Source organism: Campylobacter bilis, assembly GCF_016806695.1.
Taxonomy (GTDB): domain Bacteria; phylum Campylobacterota; class Campylobacteria; order Campylobacterales; family Campylobacteraceae; genus Campylobacter_D; species Campylobacter_D bilis.
On the sequence record NZ_WUED01000006.1, the window covers coordinates 51,123 to 70,404 of the forward strand.

At 30.1% G+C, this 19,282-nt stretch carries 23 protein-coding genes; 9 read left to right on the forward strand and 14 right to left on the reverse strand.

The genetic code is table 11. The annotated features are described in order from the left end of the window. Positions 1-30: 30 nt before the first annotated feature. From GRQ01_RS03965 to GRQ01_RS03980, 4 genes are read left to right on the forward strand one after another with little or no spacing between them, the layout of a single operon-like run. Positions 31-717 carry a 3-methyladenine DNA glycosylase gene (locus GRQ01_RS03965; protein ID WP_203121189.1) on the forward strand — a complete coding sequence of 229 codons (687 nt, stop codon included), beginning with the start codon at positions 31-33 and terminating at the stop codon, positions 715-717. Further along, positions 714-1,523 carry a bifunctional hydroxymethylpyrimidine kinase/phosphomethylpyrimidine kinase gene (gene thiD, locus GRQ01_RS03970; RefSeq protein WP_158334542.1) on the forward strand — a complete coding sequence of 270 codons (810 nt, stop codon included), beginning with the start codon at positions 714-716 and terminating at the stop codon, positions 1,521-1,523. Before GRQ01_RS03965 ends, thiD begins: the two co-directional genes overlap by 4 nt. After that, a complete protein-coding gene (thiE, locus tag GRQ01_RS03975; protein ID WP_158334543.1) occupies positions 1,513-2,145 on the forward strand; it encodes a thiamine phosphate synthase in 633 nt (210 codons plus the stop codon). The genes thiD and thiE overlap by 11 nt, the downstream gene beginning before the upstream one ends. Next, positions 2,123-2,752: a uroporphyrinogen-III synthase gene (locus tag GRQ01_RS03980; RefSeq protein ID WP_158334594.1), complete on the forward strand. Its 630-nt coding sequence runs from the start codon at positions 2,123-2,125 to the stop codon at positions 2,750-2,752. Before thiE ends, GRQ01_RS03980 begins: the two co-directional genes overlap by 23 nt. Here GRQ01_RS03980 and GRQ01_RS03985 read toward each other — a convergent pair. Genes GRQ01_RS03985 through fliW form a run of 5 tightly spaced genes read right to left on the reverse strand, consistent with a single transcriptional unit; the run spans position 2,749 to position 5,275 of the window. Further along, positions 2,749-3,201, reverse strand: coding sequence for a hypothetical protein (locus tag GRQ01_RS03985; protein ID WP_158334544.1), 453 nt, complete (start codon positions 3,199-3,201; stop codon positions 2,749-2,751). The genes GRQ01_RS03980 and GRQ01_RS03985 overlap by 4 nt on opposite strands. Further along, complete coding sequence (locus tag GRQ01_RS03990) at positions 3,198-3,860, reverse strand: hypothetical protein (protein WP_158334545.1); 663 nt, start codon at positions 3,858-3,860, stop codon at positions 3,198-3,200. The genes GRQ01_RS03985 and GRQ01_RS03990 overlap by 4 nt, the downstream gene beginning before the upstream one ends. Next, complete coding sequence (locus tag GRQ01_RS03995) at positions 3,857-4,174, reverse strand: hypothetical protein (protein ID WP_193699218.1); 318 nt, start codon at positions 4,172-4,174, stop codon at positions 3,857-3,859. The genes GRQ01_RS03990 and GRQ01_RS03995 overlap by 4 nt, the downstream gene beginning before the upstream one ends. After that, positions 4,155-4,886 carry a pyrroline-5-carboxylate reductase gene (locus tag GRQ01_RS04000; protein WP_158334595.1) on the reverse strand — a complete coding sequence of 244 codons (732 nt, stop codon included), beginning with the start codon at positions 4,884-4,886 and terminating at the stop codon, positions 4,155-4,157. Before GRQ01_RS04000 ends, GRQ01_RS03995 begins: the two co-directional genes overlap by 20 nt. After that, positions 4,886-5,275, reverse strand: coding sequence for a flagellar assembly protein FliW (gene fliW / locus GRQ01_RS04005; RefSeq protein ID WP_158334546.1), 390 nt, complete (start codon positions 5,273-5,275; stop codon positions 4,886-4,888). Before fliW ends, GRQ01_RS04000 begins: the two co-directional genes overlap by 1 nt. Positions 5,276-5,441: 166 nt before the next feature. On the opposite strand from fliW, the gene bamD reads away from it, so the two are divergent. Together bamD and lon are read left to right on the forward strand one after the other, a co-directional pair. Continuing rightward, entirely contained in the window at positions 5,442-6,089 is a 648-nt protein-coding gene (gene bamD, locus GRQ01_RS04010; RefSeq protein WP_158334547.1) for an outer membrane protein assembly factor BamD, read from the forward strand. Positions 6,090-6,106: 17 nt separating this feature from the next. Further along, the gene (gene lon / locus GRQ01_RS04015; RefSeq protein WP_158334548.1) at positions 6,107-8,485 is read left to right on the forward strand and encodes an endopeptidase La; all 2,379 of its coding nucleotides are present in this window, start codon (positions 6,107-6,109) and stop codon (positions 8,483-8,485) included. Between the two features lie 50 nt (positions 8,486-8,535). Here lon and rpsR read toward each other — a convergent pair whose 3' ends face one another. From rpsR to GRQ01_RS04060, 9 genes are all read right to left on the reverse strand, one after another. Then, positions 8,536-8,796: a 30S ribosomal protein S18 gene (gene rpsR, locus GRQ01_RS04020; RefSeq protein WP_158334549.1), complete on the reverse strand. Its 261-nt coding sequence runs from the start codon at positions 8,794-8,796 to the stop codon at positions 8,536-8,538. A gap of 12 nt (positions 8,797-8,808) precedes the next feature. Next, entirely contained in the window at positions 8,809-9,357 is a 549-nt protein-coding gene (locus GRQ01_RS04025; protein ID WP_158334550.1) for a single-stranded DNA-binding protein, read from the reverse strand. Between the two features lie 8 nt (positions 9,358-9,365). After that, positions 9,366-9,743, reverse strand: a complete 378-nt coding sequence (gene rpsF / locus GRQ01_RS04030; protein ID WP_158334551.1) for a 30S ribosomal protein S6 — start codon at positions 9,741-9,743, stop codon at positions 9,366-9,368. A 243-nt stretch (positions 9,744-9,986) separates the two neighbouring features. After that, the gene (locus tag GRQ01_RS04035) at positions 9,987-10,847 is read right to left on the reverse strand and encodes a VirK family antimicrobial peptide resistance protein (protein ID WP_203121192.1); all 861 of its coding nucleotides are present in this window, start codon (positions 10,845-10,847) and stop codon (positions 9,987-9,989) included. Further along, entirely contained in the window at positions 10,840-11,946 is a 1,107-nt protein-coding gene (gene rseP / locus GRQ01_RS04040; RefSeq protein WP_158334552.1) for an RIP metalloprotease RseP, read from the reverse strand. The genes GRQ01_RS04035 and rseP overlap by 8 nt, the downstream gene beginning before the upstream one ends. After that, positions 11,943-12,479 carry a CDP-diacylglycerol--glycerol-3-phosphate 3-phosphatidyltransferase gene (pgsA, locus tag GRQ01_RS04045; RefSeq protein WP_158334553.1) on the reverse strand — a complete coding sequence of 179 codons (537 nt, stop codon included), beginning with the start codon at positions 12,477-12,479 and terminating at the stop codon, positions 11,943-11,945. Before pgsA ends, rseP begins: the two co-directional genes overlap by 4 nt. A gap of 127 nt (positions 12,480-12,606) precedes the next feature. Next, entirely contained in the window at positions 12,607-13,212 is a 606-nt protein-coding gene (locus tag GRQ01_RS04050; RefSeq protein WP_158334554.1) for an NAD(P)H-dependent oxidoreductase, read from the reverse strand. A gap of 2 nt (positions 13,213-13,214) precedes the next feature. Next, complete coding sequence (locus GRQ01_RS04055; RefSeq protein ID WP_158334555.1) at positions 13,215-13,832, reverse strand: NAD(P)H-dependent oxidoreductase; 618 nt, start codon at positions 13,830-13,832, stop codon at positions 13,215-13,217. Positions 13,833-13,885: 53 nt separating this feature from the next. After that, the gene (locus tag GRQ01_RS04060; protein ID WP_158334556.1) at positions 13,886-14,962 is read right to left on the reverse strand and encodes a CinA family protein; all 1,077 of its coding nucleotides are present in this window, start codon (positions 14,960-14,962) and stop codon (positions 13,886-13,888) included. Between the two features lie 100 nt (positions 14,963-15,062). Here GRQ01_RS04060 and ileS point away from each other — a divergent pair, with 100 nt between their 5' ends. Genes ileS through gatA form a run of 3 tightly spaced genes read left to right on the forward strand, consistent with a single transcriptional unit; the run spans position 15,063 to position 19,278 of the window. Then, the gene (gene ileS / locus GRQ01_RS04065) at positions 15,063-17,816 is read left to right on the forward strand and encodes an isoleucine--tRNA ligase (protein ID WP_158334557.1); all 2,754 of its coding nucleotides are present in this window, start codon (positions 15,063-15,065) and stop codon (positions 17,814-17,816) included. Continuing rightward, complete coding sequence (locus tag GRQ01_RS04070; RefSeq protein WP_158334558.1) at positions 17,810-17,920, forward strand: hypothetical protein; 111 nt, start codon at positions 17,810-17,812, stop codon at positions 17,918-17,920. Before ileS ends, GRQ01_RS04070 begins: the two co-directional genes overlap by 7 nt. Further along, positions 17,917-19,278 (forward strand): Asp-tRNA(Asn)/Glu-tRNA(Gln) amidotransferase subunit GatA, encoded by a 1,362-nt coding sequence (gatA, locus tag GRQ01_RS04075; RefSeq protein WP_158334559.1) that lies wholly within the window; start codon positions 17,917-17,919, stop codon positions 19,276-19,278. The genes GRQ01_RS04070 and gatA overlap by 4 nt, the downstream gene beginning before the upstream one ends. Positions 19,279-19,282 lie beyond the last annotated feature (4 nt).

The window sequence follows — 19,282 nt, forward strand, 5'->3', positions numbered from 1 at the left end:
TAATTTTTTGAGTTTTTAAGGAGGGTTTGAGTGAATGGAGCACAAATTTTTGCAAAACTTTTAGAATTAGATTTAAAATATGAGGAATTTGATTGGTTTGAAAATAGGGGTTTAAGTGATTTTGAACTTTTAATTTCTGTTGTTTTGACTCAAAATACAAATTGGAAAAATGTTTTAAAGGCTTTAGAGAATTTAAGGCAACAAAATATTATAAATTTAGAGCAAATGAACAATTTATCTGATTTAGAGCTTGCGGCTTTAATTAAACCCAGTGGATTTTATAATACCAAAGCAAAGCGTTTAAAAGCTTTAGTCCAAAGAATTTTAAACACTTATGATAATTTAGAAAATTTTAAAAAAAATGTAGATAGAGAATGGCTTTTAAATACTAAAGGTTTAGGTTTTGAGAGTGCAGATAGTATTTTAAATTATCTTTGTAAAAGAGAAATTTTGGTTGTAGATAGCTATAGTATGCGTTTAGCTTCGCATTTGGGCTATGAGTTTGAAAATTATGAAGATTTGAGAGAATTTTTTCAAAGCGGTATAGAAAGTAAACAGGATAAATTGTGTGAAATTTTAAAAAGAAAATATGAACTTTATGAGCTTTATCAAATTTTTCATGCTCTTATTATTACTTTTGCTAAGCAGAGTTTTAAGGGTGCTAAGTTAAATTTAGAAGCAAAGAAGTTTTTAACAAAATTAAAGGAAAATTTATGAAAGCAAAGGGAAGTGATTTAATCCCGATTCTAACTATAGCAGGAAGTGATTGTAGTGGAGGTGCGGGCATACAAGCTGATCTTAAAACTTTTAGTGCGCATAGGCTTTTTGGTATGAGTGTGATTTTAAGTGTGGTGGCTGAAAATACTGCAAGAGTGATTTCAGTGCATGAAATGCCTGTTAAAAGTGTAGATGATCAAATGCTTGCAGTTTTTGAGGATATAGTGCCAAAGGCTACTAAAATTGGCATGATAGGTTCTTGCGATTTAATCACTTGTATAGCTTATAATTTAGAAAAATTCAAGCCGCAAAATGTAGTCATTGATCCTGTAATGTTTGCTAAAAATGGTTATGCTTTAATGCCTGAAGAAAATTGTGGATTTTTTAAAAAAAACATAATAAAATTTGCTGATGTTCTTACTCCAAATATACCTGAAGCAGAGTTTTTATGCGAATTTAAAATTTCTAATGAAGAAGAAATGATAAAAGCTGCAAAGCATTTGTGCAGTCTAGGGGCAAAGGCTGTTTTGCTTAAAGGTGGGCATAGTAAAGACAATGCTAATGATGTGCTTTTTGATGGTTGTAATATTCATATACTTAAAGCTGAACGTATTAAGACAAAAAATACTCATGGAACAGGTTGTACGCTTTCTTCAGCTATTGCTAGCAATTTGGCTAAAGGCAAGGATTTGCTAAATGCAGTTAGTGAGGCTAAAAAGTATGTAAATAATGCTATTTATTATTCTTTAAATTTAGGTAAAGGTTATGGTCCTATTAATCATTTTGAGTTTGTAAATGAGAAATAAGCTTGATCTTAGCCTTTATCTTGTAGCTTCTAAAGGGCGAAAAAGTGATGCGTTTTTTTTAAACACTTTAGAAAATGCTATAAAAGGTGGGGTAAGTATAGTGCAATTGCGCGAAAAAGAATTGAGTGCAAGAAAATTTTATGAACTTGGTTTAAAAGTGCAAAAACTTTGTAAGGCTTATCAAATCCCTTTTATAATAAATGATAGGCTAGACATTGCTTTGGCTTTAGATGCTGATGGGGTTCATTTAGGACAAGAAGATTTAGAGCCGCACCTTGCAAGAAGGCTTTTGGGTGAAGAAAAAATCATAGGTTTGAGCTTGAAAAAATTAGAGCAATTAGCTTTCATACAAGGAGCAGATTATTTAGGTTGTGGAGCGATTAAAACAACGCCTACTAAGAAAAGTTCGCTTTTAAGTCTTGATACTTTAATGAAAATTAGCCAAAAAAGTCCTCTTGGTGTAGTGGCTATAGGAGGTATTAATAAAGATGTGATAAAAGAATTAAAAGGTATAAATTTAAGTGGTATTGCTGTATTTGGAGCTATTATGCATGCTAAAGATGCTTTTTTAGCTGCTAAGGAATTAAAGCGTGAAATTAATGAAAATTTATCTCTTAAATAAAACGCCTTTTGAAGGAGTGGAAAATCTTGTTTTAAATGAGCTTGTTTTTTATGATTTTAATGTAGATTTGAATGAATATGATGCTTTAATTTGTACTTCTAAAAATGCTTTAAAAGCTTTAAAAAAAGCAAATATTGCATTAAATCTTAAACTTGATTTATATACTGTAGGGCAAAGTAGTGCTGATTTTGCTAAAGATTTAGGCTTTAAAAAGATTAAATTTCCACAAAAAGCTTATGGAAAAAACCTTTTTAATGAATTTAAAGACGAACTTAAAACAAAAAAATGTTTATATTTAAGAGCCAAACATATTGTTTCTGCTTTAAATTTAGATCTTAAAAATGCAGGCATTAATCTAGATGAAAAAATTGTTTATGAAAATGTTTTTAAAAAAAGCGATAAGGTATTAAATCATCCTGCTATTTTTATTTTTACATCGCCTTTGGGCGTGGAGAATTTTCTAAAATTTTATACTTTAAGCACACAAGATAAAGCCATTGCTATAGGGCATACTACAGCACAAAGACTTTTAAAATTTAAAAATCTTTTTATATGCGAGAAGCAAAGTCTTCAAGCATGCGTTAAGCTTGCTAAAAGTTTGCTTTAGTTTTTTGTCTTCCAGAAATTTTCTTTTGCATGAAATATAATGCTTTTTGTAAGTAAAATCTCATCATTGACATTTTTATTACTATTTAAAGCAATGCTAATATGAGCTATGATAATGCCATCTTTGCTTAAATTTGCATCTTTATTAAAATGAGAAAATTTAAAATCTTCGCATTGGATGGTTGGATAGAAATATTTTATTTTAATTAAAGCTTTTGCGTAATTAAAAGTTATCTTGTCTAAGCACTTTTTGTTTTCTTGTTTAGCTTTATATAAGAAATATTTAGAAAATTCTTTAGTATTATGACTTAAAATTTGAGCTTGAAGGTAATAATAAGTATCTTGAATCATTTTAGGAGTATAATTAGATATGTTTAGGTTTAAACTCATCCACAAGCTAATAAGAAGGATTAGAAAAACAGTCCAAATTAAAATATAAGCTTTTTTCATAGCAGAAGTCTTTTTTCAAGACAATATTCTGTTTGTTCTTTAGAACAAATTTTTAATTTATTATTTTGTATTTGAAATACACTTATATTTTTTTCAAGCAGCCCTTGTTGTTTTAATTTATCATTGAATTTTGGTTTTAACTCATAGCTAAGTTCTTTGTTTGCTAAACTTATTGTGAGTTGGGCTTGCAAAGGAGTGAAAAACCCTGTGAAATTTGCTATTATGGTATTGTTTTGTAAGGATATTGTCTCTATTTGATTATTTTTTAAAGCATAAATTATGTAATCATTATCATTGTATAGATCTTTTCTGTTTTGAAATAGTGTATTAAGATCAGATTTTGGTAGGTAAAGTTTATTTTTATTTTCTAAAAGAAGTGCAGAATTGATCAAATAAAGCTTATTATCTTTAAGATTTATTAATTGATCTTTTAAAAAGCATTGGAGCGTTTGGTTTAAAAAAGTAATTTGAGTGCAATTTTGTATTAATTTTTCTATTTTAAGCAAATTAAGATGCGTTTGAGTGATAAGTTCGTGTGTTTTTAAAGCATTAAAATTCAAAAGATGAAAATTGCTTAGGGGTTTTGAGAGTAGGCTTGCTATGATTGCAAAAAGCAAAAGCGATAGAATGAATTCAAATAAGGTAAAGGCTTTACTCATTCTTTGAAGTAAACATTGTAGTTTTGATTTTGAAAGTATAGTTTTTTAAATTCAAATGCACCATCTTTGACAATTTGTTCTTGTAGGTTTATGGGCTGTAAATTTGAGCTTTGTATTAGGGTGGTTTTTAAACTTGCTTTTTCGTATAATCGATCTTGAAGTTTGTAAAGTCTTTCAATAATGTTTAAATTCTCGTGGTTTTTATAAAGATGAGTATAATATAAATAATGCCAACAAAAATTAAAGATAGGATTATCATAGCATGGATTAATTCTATAAATATAAAGGCTTTTTTCATTTAGTATTGCTAGCACTTATGGCTTCGAAAAAGCTGCCACGAATTCCTTTTTGTTCAAGCACTTTAATGCCTTTTATAGTAACGCCCCCTGGTGAACAAATGTTTTCTTTGATGATAGCAGGATGTTCTTGTTCTAATAAAGCACTTGAGCTTTTAAACAAAGATCGGGTCAGATTAAGACTAAGTTCTTTTGATAAGCCTTCACATACACCAGCATTGGCAATGCTTTCTGCCACAAGAGCTAAAAAAGCAGGAGCACAGCCGCTGATTGCCATAGCAGCACCCATTTGATCTTCATTGTCTAATTTATAAGCTGAACCAAAAGTGGTTAAAATTTTTAAGATTTCATCTTCAAAGAGGAAATTTTTGAGTATATAAGGCGTGGTAGAGGCTTGATATTTAGCTGCTGTATTAGGCATGATTCTAGCATAATTTTGAGCAGGGATAATTTGCAATTTATTAAAGTCAGTATTGGCTAAAACAGAGATTAAAATGCGTGCTTGCCCTTTTAAGAGTTTAGCAACATTTTCTAAAGCATAGGGTTTAAAAGCTAAGATAAGATCTTTATTATTTATATCAAAATCTTCATAAAGTAAGATTTTAAAACCTTCTTTAGCAAAACTTTGAAGTTTTTCTAAATTTCTTCCTACTATGCAGATTTGATAATGATTTTTTAATCCATAGGCTAAGGCTTTTGCCATAGTTCCATTTGCAAGTATATAAAGCATCATTTTTTAATATAATTTGCAATTTGCTCAGCTTGAAAAAAATCAGGATAGTTAAGAGTGTCTAAAATCACTTGTACCATAGTATTATTATCAAGATTGATAACTACAGGTGCTAAAAAATTTACAGTGGACTCTTCGATGCTTTTTGCTATTGCTACTATATTGAAAATTTTCATATTAGATTGAGGTGTTAAACAAAGTAATTCCTGATAATAAGTTGGTATATCAAATTCATAATCAGGTCTGATTAAATAAGGATTAATCAAAACAAAAGAAAAGTCTTTTCCATCAAGACTTTTAAGCCTTACAAATACTTCATCGATAGTTGAAAATTCCATATTTTTGGTCTCTTCGAAACCTAAAATAGGGCATTTAACAGCTAGAGTCATGTTTTCTCCTCTAAGTTATAATCACTAAATATTCTAGCATAAAATAAGTAATAATAGTCTTGAAATTTTAAAATTATTTAATTAAATTTATTATAATTTTAGAAGAACGTAATTATAAAATAGTTAAAATACAGATTTTTTAATAATGAAATTTTTAAGGTAAGATATGAAAAAAAGCATTTTTTTATTGGTTTTAATAGGAATTTTTTTTAATGCGTGCAGTACAAAAAATGATGAGACTTTGTATAATCTTAGTGCTACTCAATGGTATAAGCAAATCATTAAAGATTTGCACGATAGAGATTTAGAAAAGGCTGATGATCATTATAATGGTATGGCAAGTGAGCATGTTTCAGATCCTTTATTAGAAACTACTTTAATCATTCTAGCACAAGCTCATAGGGATGAAGAAGAGTATCAATTAGCGGAGTTTTATTTGGATGAGTATAATAAAAAATTTGGAAATTCGCGCAATGCTGATTATATTCGCTATCTTAAAATCAAGGCAAAATTTGATGCTTTTGCAGTGCCTAATCGCAATCAAGCTTTAATGCTTCAAAGTCAAAAAGAAATAGATAATTTTTTGCAAGATTATCCTTATACAGAATATAAACCTTTAGTTCAAACTATGTTGACTAAATTTAATTTAGCTATTTTTTATCTTGATGGTACTATACAAAATTTATATCAACGCATCAATCATTATGAAAGTGCTAAAATTTACGAACAAAGACTTCAAGAAAATGAATTTTATAAGCAAGATATTATTAAACCAGAGCTTCCTTGGTATAGAAGTATATTTGAAAAATTTTAATAAGCAAGGAATAGTAAATGCAAATTGAACAAATACAGAATTATCCGGCAAATTTACCTGTATTAGTAGAGGATGAATTATTTTTATATCCTTTTATGATAACCCCTATTTTTATCAATGATTCTTTAAATATGAAGGCATTAGAATTAGCAATTAAAAATGATAGTATGCTTTTTGTCGCACCTTCAAAACTTGAAAATGGAAGAAGTTTTGATGAAATTTATCATTGTGGAGTGGTTGGAACTATTATGAGAAAGGTTCCTTTGCCAGATGGTAGGGTGAAAATACTGTTTCAAGGTTATGCTAAAGGCAAAATTGTCCAAGCAATTTCTAATAAACCTTTAGAAGCTAAAATAGAACTTATAAAAGAAGATTTTTTAGAAGGAACTAGAAAAGAAGCCCTTCTTGAAGTCTTAAAAGAAAAGGTAAAAAGTCTAGCCAATATCAGCCATTATTTTTCTCCTGATCTTTTAAGGACTATTGAAGAAGGTTTTGATGCATCAAGAATTTGCGATTTGATTTTAAATACTATACGTATAAAAAAACAAGTTGCTTGTGAGTTTTTTGTATTAACAAATCTTGAGCAAAAATTGCTAAAACTCATAGATCTTATTGCTGAAGAAATACAAGCAAATAAAATTCAAAAAGAAATTAAAAATAAAGTCCATTCTCGTATTGATAAAGTCAATAAAGAGTATTTTTTAAAAGAGCAATTAAGACAAATTCAAAAAGAACTTGGTTCAGACAGTCAAAAAGAAGATGAGGTAAGAGAATATCAAAGGCGTTTAGAATCAAAGAAAAAATTTATGTATGAAGATGCTTATAAAGAAATCAAAAAGCAAATTGAAAAATTTGAACGCATTCATCAGGATAATTCTGAAGCTTCTATGATTCAAACTTACATAGAAACTGCACTTGATGTTCCTTTTGAAAAAATTTCTAAGAAAAAGCTTGATATAAAAGAAGTTTCTAAGCAACTTAATAATGATCATTATGCTTTAAATAAGCCTAAAGAGCGTATAGAAGAATATTTTGCTGTTAGAGAGCTTTTAGAAAAAAGAAAGATAGCAGATAAAGATGGGGTTAAAGTCATTCTTTGTCTTTATGGACCTCCGGGTGTGGGCAAAACTTCTTTGGCTAATTCTGTTGCTAAAGCATTAAAAAGAGAATTAATCCGCATTGCTTTAGGAGGTCTTGAAGATGTCAATGAGCTTCGCGGCCACCGCAGAACTTATATAGGTGCTATGCCCGGTCGTATTACTCAAGGGCTTATAGAAGCACGACAAATCAATCCTGTGATTGTTTTAGATGAGATTGATAAATTAAACCGTAGTTTTAGAGGTGATCCTAGTGCTGTGCTTTTAGAAATTTTAGATCCAGAGCAAAATTCTAAATTTAGGGATTATTATTTGAATTTTAATATTGATTTGAGTAAGGTGATTTTTATAGCAACGGCTAATGATATTAGCAATATTCCTGCACCTTTAAGAGATAGAATGGAATTTATAGAACTTAGTTCTTATACTCCTAGTGAGAAATTTCATATCATGAAAAAGTATTTAATCCCTAGCGAGCTTAAAAAACATGGTTTAAAGGCAAGTGAACTTTTTATCGATGATGAGACTATAGAACTAATTATTAGTGATTATACCCGTGAATCAGGTGTTAGAAATTTACGTCGTAAAGTAGCAGAATTATGTCGTAAGAGTGTTAAAAAATTGCTTTTAGAAAAGATGAAAAAAGTTCATATTAATGTGAAAAATTTAAATGAATTTTTAGATAAAAAAGTATTTGAGATACAAAAAAATGATGGAGAAAATCAAATAGGTCAAGTTAATGGTTTGGCTTGGACAAGTGTAGGAGGTGATGTTTTAAAGATAGAAGCTATAAAGATTAAAGGCAAGGGAGAGCTAATGCTTACAGGAAGCTTAGGCGATGTGATGAAAGAATCAGCTAGAATTGCTTTTAGTGTGATTAAAGTTTTAATCGATGAAGGGAAAATAAAAGTACCAAAAAACATGATATTAGATCCTAAAGTTCATGTTTATGATAGTTATAATCTTCATATACATGTTCCAGATGGAGCTACTCCAAAAGATGGGCCAAGTGCTGGCATTGCTATGAGTACAGTAATTGCTTCGGTTTTTAGTGCTAAAAAGGTTAGAGCTGATGTTGCAATGACAGGTGAGATAGACTTAAAAGGCAAGGTTTTGCCTATAGGAGGGCTAAAAGAGAAATTAATTGCTGCTTATAAAGCAGAGATTCAAATTGCTTTAATTCCAAAGAAAAATTATGATAGAGATTTAAAGGATATACCTGATGAAGTTAAACAAAATATGAAAATTATAGGGGTCGAGACTTTTGATGAAGTATTAAAATATGCATTAGTGCGTTAAAAATACTTTATAGATTTTCCCGCTTTTTAAAAGTTAGCGGGAATTCAAGCTTATAAACCTTCAAAAGGATTATTTACTACATTTTTCCTATCAACTATATAAGGGATCAATGCTACGTGTCTTGCACGCTTGATTGCAATTTCTACCATTTCTTGGTATTTTTTGCTTGTGCCTGTTAAACGGCGTGGCATGATTTTAAATCTTTCAGATAAAGCATGTTTTAGCATTGCTGTGTCTTTATAATCAATGAATTCAACTTTTGCTTCAGTGTATTTGCAATATTTGCGAGAGTATTTTCTTTTTTCTGCCATAGTTTATCCTTTTTAAAATGGTAAATTAGTATCATCGCTATCATAAGCGTCGATGTCGATTTCTTTTATTTTTTCTTCATACTGTGGATTTTGGTTTTTTTGTGGAGTAGGATTTGATCTTGTTTTATTAAAGTTTTGGTTTTCACTCATATAAGGATCATAGCTTTGGTTTTCATAGCTTGAATTATAATTGTTGTTTGAAAAATTACTATTATTGAAATTCCCTCCTTGAGGAGCGTTAGAATTGCCTAGCATTTCCATGTTTTCAACTTGTATGCTGTGTTTAGAACGGTTTTGTCCGTTTTGATCACTCCATTGTTCAAATCTAAGACGACCTTCTATTAAAACTTTTGACCCTTTAGTGAGGTATTGATTTGCTATTTCTGCAGTACGACCATAAAAACTTATATCAATAAAACAAGTTTCTTCTCTTTTTTCTCCATTTGTAGTAAATCTTCTTGTCACTGCTATGGCTGATGCTCCAATGGCATTACCACTTTGCGCATAACGCATTTCTATATCGCGTGTAAGATTCCCAACCAAAACGACTTTATTAAACATCTTTTTCCTTATTGATTTTCAGGGGCATCTAAAGGTTTGATTTCTTTTTTAGATTGCTTGATTCCATGGCTTAGTTTTTCCCAAGCTGCAATTTCTTTTTTATTTTCATATTTTACGATTAAAAATCTTATGATTTCTTCTGTGATTCTTAATACCCTTTCAAGCTCGGCAATGAGTTTTGTAGGAGCTTTGAAATAAATTACGAAATAAATTCCTCTTTCGTATTTTTTGATTTTATACGCTAATTTTCTAGTGCCCATGGGAACTATAGTTTCAATCTGTGCACCATTTTTGTTAAGGACTTCTTTAATGAATTCCAACTTTGCATTTACTTCTTCTTCAGTAAATGTCGGCTTTAAAATAAATAAAACTTCATAATGTTTCATTTTTTCTCCTTATGGATTAAGCCCATTTTCATGAGCAAGGATTTTGCACAATGCAAGCATAGATTATACTCAAAGTATACTTAATGTATACTTCAAAAATAGTTTTAATTTGTTTAGGCTTTTTGTTAAAAAGCATCTTTTATGCATTAATTTTAAGAAATAATGAAGCTTGGTTTATTATTTTTGATATTGTATGGAATATTTTTTAAAATTATAATTAAATATGAAGTTATTGTGAAATATTTATATAGATAGAATTTGTTTTAAATTGCATTTGATTTCTTCAAGCATGCTAAAGCGTTTTTTATACATAGATCGTTTGTTGCTAGGAATTGCTTCAAGGTTTTTTTGGGTATGTGAGAGTTTGTAATATTTTTGTTTATTTATTGTTATAAATTCGCCTCCATTTTCTAACCAAATTTTCTTGTAATTTACAAAATAACCTTTATCTTCACCTTTTTGAGAACGGATTTGATTTTTTTCATGTACTCCTAAAGTGGCATGAAGTTTTAAAATTTTACAAAGCATTTTAGCACATTCTATTAATAGGGCAATAGGACGTAAACCGTGGCACTTTTTGGTTAAGATTTTATTGCTTTTTAAAACATCAAAATCTTTATATTGATAACCTTGTATGCAAGAGAGTAAAAGATTGTTTTCTAAAGTGAAACAAAAATTACATTGTGTGATAATTTGTCCTTTATATCTTAAAGAAAAAGCCCAAAAACCTTCTTCAAAAGCATGTCTGTTGTAGCCTAAAAAAAGCTTAAAATCTTCATCAAAGGAAAAAATCAATCTATCTTCAGGTAGGAATTGAAAATGTAAAAGTCCTTGATTGACATCATGGATGAGTGTTTGAACGCGTTTTTTAGCCCCAAAGCTTTTATCACAAAATCTTCTTATTACATTATAACAAGCATAAGGTCTTGCGGTAAAAAAATCCCTTAAGTGTCGGTTGTTTTCATGATTTAGTGTTTTTTCAAGAAATTTTACCTGGGGAAAATGTAAAAATTTTCTTGCTTGAAAACGCATATAACGCCAAAAAATAATGCTTTTTTTTTCATCATGGAAATTAGGCGTGGGATAATGAAATTTTTTACTCACTTGCCACCCTTAATATATCATTATAAGTTGTAAAAAGCATTAAACTTAAAAGTATGATCAGTCCGCCATAACTTAAATATTTAAAAGCTTTTGGAGGTATTTTGCGCCTAAAAATCATTTCATAAAGATTAAACAATATATGGCCGCCATCAAGAGTAGGAATGGGCAATAGATTTAAAATGCCTAAATTTATGGAAATTAAAGCAGTGATAAATAAGAGCAAGCTAAAACTATTTTGAGCTGCTTTTGAAGTAAGATCTGTCATTGCAATAATCCCGCCTAAATTTTTTACTTCAATTTGAGCACTAAGTAGCTTTGCTATGCTTTTGAGAATAAGTGTGGAGGCTTGAATACTTTCATTTATAGCGTATTTAATGCTTTGTAAACCTTGATGTGTGATGATTAAGGTGCTTCCTTTGGGGCTTATTCCAAGTTGTGCTTTAGAAATGATTTGGCCAAAGTCATTATATCCTTGTCCTAGTTTTGGGGTGATGTTAAATTCTAAGATTTCTCCTTGTCTTTCTACTAAAATTTTTAAAGGTTTTAAGCTTAAATGTTTTGCAATTTCATCAAAGCTTTGAATTTTTGCATGATTGATTGCTAAGATTGTATCATTTATTTGCAGTCCTGCTTGATCAGCAGCAGAATTAGGCATTATGCTTCCTATTTGAGCACTTAGCTTTTGTATGCCTAGATTTGCTACAATGATATAAAGAAAAAAAGCTAAAATAAGGTTAAAAAAAGAACCTGCAAAAAGTATATAAATTTTTTTTATAGGACTTAAAATGCTGTAACTGTCTTGATCTAAATTTTTAAGATTAGGATACATATCATCTTGTCCTTTGAGTTTGACATAGCCTCCAATTGGTAGAGCACTTAAGCGGTATTTTGTGCCTTTTATTTGTTTTTGTATGAGACTTTTTCCAAATCCTATGCTAAAGACTTCTACTTTCACTCCTAAAGACCGTGCGGCTAAAAAATGGCCTAATTCATGAAAAAAGATTAAAAATGAAATGACTAAAATAGTGGCTAAAAATTCTATAGAATAAAATTGAATTCCTAAAATTAAAAGGATGATTAAAAATAATAAAGATTTCATTTTTCTCCTTTTTTTTGTGTTTTAATATAAGCGTGCACGTATTCAAATCCAGAAAATAAGGTTAAAATTAAGGCTATATAAAGCAAAATTTCGCCCCCAGGCCATTGCATGGTTAAAAATCCTATAGCCAGCATTTGAAAAGTGGTTTTGAGTTTACCAGCAAAAGAAGCACTGACATTTAAATTTTCACTTATCATTACAACGCGAAAGCCCGTGATGAAAAATTCCCTTACTAAAATAATATAAACTACCCACTCATTAGCTTTTTCTGAGAATAAAAGTCCTAAAAATGCTGCTAAGATTAGCATTTTATCTGCTAAAGGATCTAAAATTTCCCCTAATTGAGTAGTTTGTTTCCAAGTTCTTGCTATGTAGCCATCAAAAAAATCGCTTAAAGCTGCTAAAGAGAAGGTTAAAGCGGCAAAATAATGAATCCAGCTTGGATGGATATTTTCAAATTTATAAGTTAGTAAAAAAAATAATAAAGGTGCTAAAATCATTCTAAAAACCGCTAAGATATTGGGTAAATTCATATCAAGCCTTGTTAAAATAAATGTAAAATTATAGTCAAAATTGTATAAAATTTAGGCAAAAACTTAGTAAAAATCATCAAAAGATATTGATTTTTATGATCTAAATATTACTTTGTTAAAGTAATATTTAGATAAATTTTACAACTTCATCAAAAGCAAAACGCTGTTTTTGTGGAATTTGTTGATCATTGCAATAGCCTAGAGCAATAACTAAGCTTGCTATTTCTTTTTTTGTATCCAAGGAAAAATAAGAATTAAGTTTATCTTTATCAAAACCACCTATGGCACAACTTGCTATATTAAACATGTTAGCACCATAAAGTATGCTAGCAAGTGCTATGTGGGCTTGTTCTCTTGCATAGGCGATTTTTTGTTCATGATTTAAAGCTTGTAAGAAAGGCATATAAGTGTCTAGGCGTTTTTGAATTTCTGCTTCACTCATATCCCGTTTTCTTAATTTTTCTTCAAAATAATCTAAAAAATCCAGTCTTGATAGTATGATGATTAGTGCTGCACAATTTTTCACATGATCTTGCTGATTGCAAATAAGATGTAATTCTTCTTTTTTCTTTGCATCTTCAATTACTAAAAATTTCCAAGGTTCAAGTCCTAAAGAGCTAGGGCTTAATCTTGCTATTTCTAGTATAGATTTTAATTCCTCTTGTTTTAATCTTTCGTTTTTAAAATTCCTACAAGCATATCTTGTGCTAAAAATTTCAAGTTCTTTTTTCATTTTCATCCTTTATAAAATTCTACTACTTCATTAAATTTTAAGCGTTGGGTTGGGTATTTAGCTTCATGTGCTTTATATCCTAAAGACAAAATAACAGCTGTTTCATAAGGATAGCTTAATTTTAAAAATTCATCAACTTTATCTTTTTCAAAGCCACCTATCATACAAGAATCGATATTTAAGCTTATTGCAGCTAAAGACATTTGCATCATAGCAAGATAACATTGAAGTTGTGCATAATGATAAAGTTCTTTTTCACTCATAGCATTGGTTTTACGAGTGTAGATTTGTAAAGTTTTTTGGAAATTTTCTTCACTTGATCCAGTAAAACGACGTACTTGTTTTTGCACAAATTCATCATTTTTTTGCAGATCTTTTCTTGCTAAAAAAATGATATTATGGCTTGCGCTTGCTACATTTTGTTGATTATGGCATAAATGAGATAATTTAAGATTGTGTTCTTTGTGTTCTAAGACTATAAATTTCCAAGGTTCAAATCCATGAGAGCTTGGTGCTAAGACTCCACTTTCTAAAATAAAATGCAAATCTTCTTGAGTGATTTTTTTATCATTGAAAAGTTTACAAGCTCTGCGCTTTAAAATTAATTCTTTAAAATCCATAATTAAACTCCTTTATTTTGATTATATGTGATAAAACTTAAATTAAGTTATGATCAGATTTCAAAAATTTCAGGTTTTAACTTTAAAAGTAAGCAAAAAGTCGCTAAAACAACTTGTTTTTGTATGAATTTTTTATCTCCTTGTAAGCAAATATTTTCTTGGATAAATGTTCCATCTTTAAACATAGCACCTATGTAAAGGGTACTGTTTTGATCCTTTTTGTTTATAATCCCATTGATTGCGAGTGCAAAATCAGGATTAGCGGTTTTAAAAATCCCTTTTAGCATAAAATAAACACAACGTTTGCTAGCTTCTCCTTCATTTTCTAAGAAATTTTCATTAATACCTAGCCATTCATGTTTAATGCGATCACAATAGCTTATAATCGATCCTTCAAAAATTTCATCACTTTTTGAAATTTGAGTAAGAGTATTTGCACACAATCCCCCTGTGCAAGTTTCGGCAAAAGAAATTTTTATTTTTTTTTCTAAAAGCTTAGAAACGATAAAGCTTATAGGATCTTTTCCTAGAAGCATTTTTTGACCAAAAAGATTTCTTGCGCTTTTTAAAAACCCATCAAGTTTACCAAAATGGATGCAAGTAGCTTTAATTAGAACAAGATTGTCTAAAAGTTTGCTAGATTTTATATCCACTTCATAGGATTTTCCTAGGGTTTGAAGCAATAATAGGGCACTTTCATTATCCATACCAAAAATACAAAAATATGCAAAATTTAATTGTATATTTCCTAAAAGATGAGGGAGTTTTTCACTTGGGTTTGTTTTAATGACATTGATTTTAGAATTTGTAAAATTACACATAAAGCTGTCTTTGCTAAATTCTGCTTTATCAGGAACTAAAATTTCATCTTTTAAAATAAGATTATCATTGTTTAAAGTTGCTAGAATTTTAGCTATGGTTGCATAGTATAAAGGACTTGTAAAAAGAGTGATAAAATCGTATTGATTGAGGAGATTTTCAAGTAAAAAGGGCAAATCTTTATCAGTTTTGCTTTGTATGCGGATTTCATTGATTTCTTGAAATTTTTCTTCGTAGGTTCTATAAATATAATTTTTAAAATTTTCATTTATAGTAAGCTCATCTCCTATAAGATAAAGCAAATGTCTCATAAAATTTTTCCTTTTTTCTTATAATTATAGCTAAAAACAAAGTAGAAATTAAAGCTAATTTGAGTAAAATTTAAGATTATTAAAAATTTAGGTGGAAAAAATGGATTATAAAAATACTCTGCTTTTGCCTAGCACTACCTTTGCTATGCGTGCAAATTTACCTGAACTTGAACCACAAAGATTTAAAAAATGGTTTGATCAAAATTATGCTTATGAAAAAATGAAAGAAAATCGTAAAAACACTAAGAGAAATTTTACTTTACATGATGGACCTCCCTATGCTAATGGACATATCCATATAGGGCATGCTTTAAATAAAATTTTAAAAGAAACTGTTATTAAAACACATTATTTTAAAGGTGAAAATGTACGTTTTACTCCAGGGTGGGATTGTCATGGTTTACCTATAGAACAGCAAGTAGAAGTAAAACTTAGAGAAAAGAAAAAAAGTTTGAGTAAAAAAGAAATTCGTCAATTTTGCAGACAGCATGCAAACGAATTTGTACATATCCAAAAGGAAGAATTTAAAAGTTTGGGAATCATTGCAGATTGGGATAGACCCTATTTGACAATGGAATTTGAATTTGAAGCAGCTATTTATCGTACTTTGTGTGAGCTTGCTAAAAAAGGCTTACTTTGTGAGCGTTCAAAGCCTGTTTTTTGGAGTTGGGCTGCAAAATCAGCTTTAGCTGAAGCTGAGGTAGAGTATCAAGATAAAGAAGATTATTCTATTTTTGTAGCTTTTAATTTGGATGAAACAGCTTGTAAAAAACTTGGTGTTTTAAATGCAAGTGCAGTGATTTGGACAACGACTCCTTGGACTTTATTAGCCAATCAGGCTATAGCTTTAAATCCTAATGAAAATTACGTTATCACTAAAGAGGGTTTAATTTTTGCTAGTGCTTTGCTTAAAAATATGGTAGAAAAAGGACTAACAAAGGGTGAAATTCAAAAAGAATTGCCCGCTAAAGAATTTGAAAAGCTTCAAGCAATCAATCCTTTAAATTCAAGAAAGTCTATTTTAATTATGGGCGAACACGTTTTAATGGATGGAGGAAGTGGGCTTGTGCATACAGCTCCAGGACATGGTGAGGATGATTATTATGTTTGTTTAAAATACGGTATTGAAGTATTGATGCCTGTAGATGATGGGGGTTGTTATGATCAAACTTTGAAAACTAAGGGGCTTTTGCCTTCTCATTTGCTTGATGAGTTTATAGGGCTTCATATTTTTAAGGCTAATGAAAGAATTTTAGAACTTTTGGGTCCTCAGCTTTTGCATTCTTCTAAATTTATACATTCTTATCCATTTTGTTGGAGGACGCATAAACCTGTTATTTATAGAGCGACTAAACAATGGTTTATTTTAATGGATGAGCCAAAACTTCAGGGGAGGAGTTTAAGAGAATGTGCTAAAGAAGAGCTTTTAAAAACGACTTTTTATCCACAAAGTGGTGTTAAAAGAATAGGTTCTATGGTTGAAAATCGTCCTGATTGGTGTATTTCAAGACAAAGAGATTGGGGGACGCCTATAGCTTTTTTTAGAGATAAAAATACTAAAGAAGTGATTTTTGATGAGGAGCTTTTTGCTTTTGTGGCAAATATTTTTGAAAAATATGGTGCGGATGCTTGGTGGGAGTTTGAAATCAAAGATTTAATCCCTCAAAATTCAAAATATAAATGTGAAAATTTAGAAAAAGTTTATGATATTTTAGATGTTTGGTTTGATAGTGGTAGTACTTTTAATGCTGTTTTAAACAGTGGGCTTTATGATGCTGGAGATAAAAGAGCAAGCATGTATTTAGAAGGAAGCGATCAGCATCGAGGTTGGTTTCAAAGTTCTTTGCTTGTGGGAGTGGCTATTAATAAAATGGCACCTTATGAAAGCATTTTAACTCATGGTTTTACCACAGATGAAAAGGGACAGAAAATGTCAAAGTCTAAAGGCAATGTTATTGCACCTGATTATGTGGCTAAGACTTACGGGGTTGAAATTTTAAGATTGTGGATACTTTTAAGCGATTATTCAAGTGATTTAAAAATTTCTGACAATATTTTAAAGCAAGTAGGAGAACAGTACCGAAAAATAAGAAATACTATAAGATTTTTACTTGCAAATACTAATGATTTAAAAGATTTAAAAATAAAAGAATTTTCTTTTATAGATAAGTGGATTTTAACCCGTGCAACGAAAGTCTTTCAAGCAAGTAAAGAGGCGTTTTTTGCCTATGAATTTGCTAAAGGTTTTAGTTTGCTTTTGAATTTCTTAAGTGCAGATTTAAGTGGGATTTATCTTGATATTAGTAAAGACAGGCTTTATTGTGATAGTGAAAACACTCAACGCAGAAAATCAGCCCAGGTGAGTATGGCCTTAATTGCAAAAGAACTTTTAAATTTATTAGCGCCGAGTTTAAGTTATAGCGTGGATGAAGCTTTAGAACATGCTAGTGCAGTGGTTAAAGGCGAAGCAAAAGATGTTTTTGATTTGAGTTTAGAAGAAGATTTTGATTATGATTTTGGAGTAGATGATGCGTTTTTAATGAGTGCTAGAGAAAAGTTTTTTGAACAAATAGATAAGCTTAAAAAAGATAAAATCATTAAATCGACTTTAGAATTAAATTTACAAAGTACTTTGACTCAAATTCCTCATGAAGAATTAGCAGATTGGTTTATGGTGAGTCAAATCAGCAATGAAAATGAAGAAATTCTAGCTGAATTTGAAGTACAAAATGAGAAATTTAAAATCACAAAAGCCACTCTTTGTAAATGTCCAAGATGTTGGAAATTCCAAAGTAAAAATGAAAACGATCCTTGTTTAAGATGTCAAGAGGTTTTAAAGGATATGCAATGTTAGAAAATCCTATTCCTAATAGTTTTATTATTGTTACTATAGTGAGTGTTTTGGCTTTTAGCGCTTTAGCGGTATTTTTGATTAAAAAAACAAAGGAAAATAAATGATCAGTTTAAAAGAAGCTTTAAAATTATCCCAAGAAGAGCTTGAAAATTTAAAACAAGAACTCAATAAAAAAGCAAAAAAAGAAAAGAAATTAGGTGCTTATATAGAACAATTTTTAGATAAAGATTTAAGCACCTCAGGAAATGGGGTCCCTGTTGCTATAAAAGATAATATTAGTGTGAAAGGATGGGAGCTTACTAGTGCAAGCAAGATTTTGCAAAATTATATAGCCCCTTATGATGCTACAGCTATAAGTAATTTAAGATCGAATGGTTTTGCACCTTTTGGACGTTGTAATATGGATGAGTTTGCTATGGGAAATTCAACAGCAAATTCTTTTTACGGCAAAACTTTAAATCCTTTAAATCATGAACGCGTTCCTGGAGGATCAAGCGGTGGGAGTGCTGCTGCAGTGGCTTCGGGTCTGGCTTTGGCGAGTTTGGGGTCAGATACGGGTGGATCTGTACGTCAGCCAGCGGCTTTTTGTGGTTGTGTAGGGTTTAAACCAAGCTATGGAAGAATAAGTCGTTATGGTTTGGCTTCTTATTCTTCAAGTTTGGATCAAATTGGAGTTTTAGCGCAAAATGTCGAAGATGCAGCGATTTTATATGATGCTATTGCAGGTTATGATCCTATGGATAGTACAAGTATAAATCTTGATTTTATTAAAACAGCCCCTCATTTAAATGCGCATAAAAAACTAAAAATTACAGTGATTGAAAACTATGTTAATGAGGCTGATGTTGAGGTAAAAAATGCCCTTTTAAAAACCATAGCTATGCTAAAAACTCATGGGCATGAAATAATATATCAGAATTTACTTGATTTTAAATTTGATATTGCAGCATATTATATTATTGCTATGGCTGAAGCAAGTACGAATTTAAGCCGTTATGATGGGGTGCGTTATGGAAGGCGTTGTGAGAATATTCTTAATTTAAAAGATATGTATATTCGTACCCGAAGTGAGGGTTTTGGAGAAGAGGTGAAAAGAAGAATTTTGCTTGGAACCTTTGTTTTAAGTAGTGGGTATTATGATGCTTATTATATTAAGGCACAAAAAGCTAGAGCTTTTATCAAAGCAAAATATGAAGAGCTTTTAAAAGATTGTGATCTTATTTTCATGCCTGTAACTCCTACAACTGCTTTTAAATTTGATACTCAAAAAAGTCCTATGCAAGGTTATTTAGAGGATGCTTATACTATTTCTGTTAATTTAACAGGACTTGGTGCTATTAGTGTGCCTGTAGCAAAAGATAAAGATGGTCTTAATATTTCAGCCCAACTTATTTGTAAAGCATATGATGAGCAAACTTTATTAGATGGTGCTTTAAGTTTAGAGCAAATAATTAAAAATTAAGGAT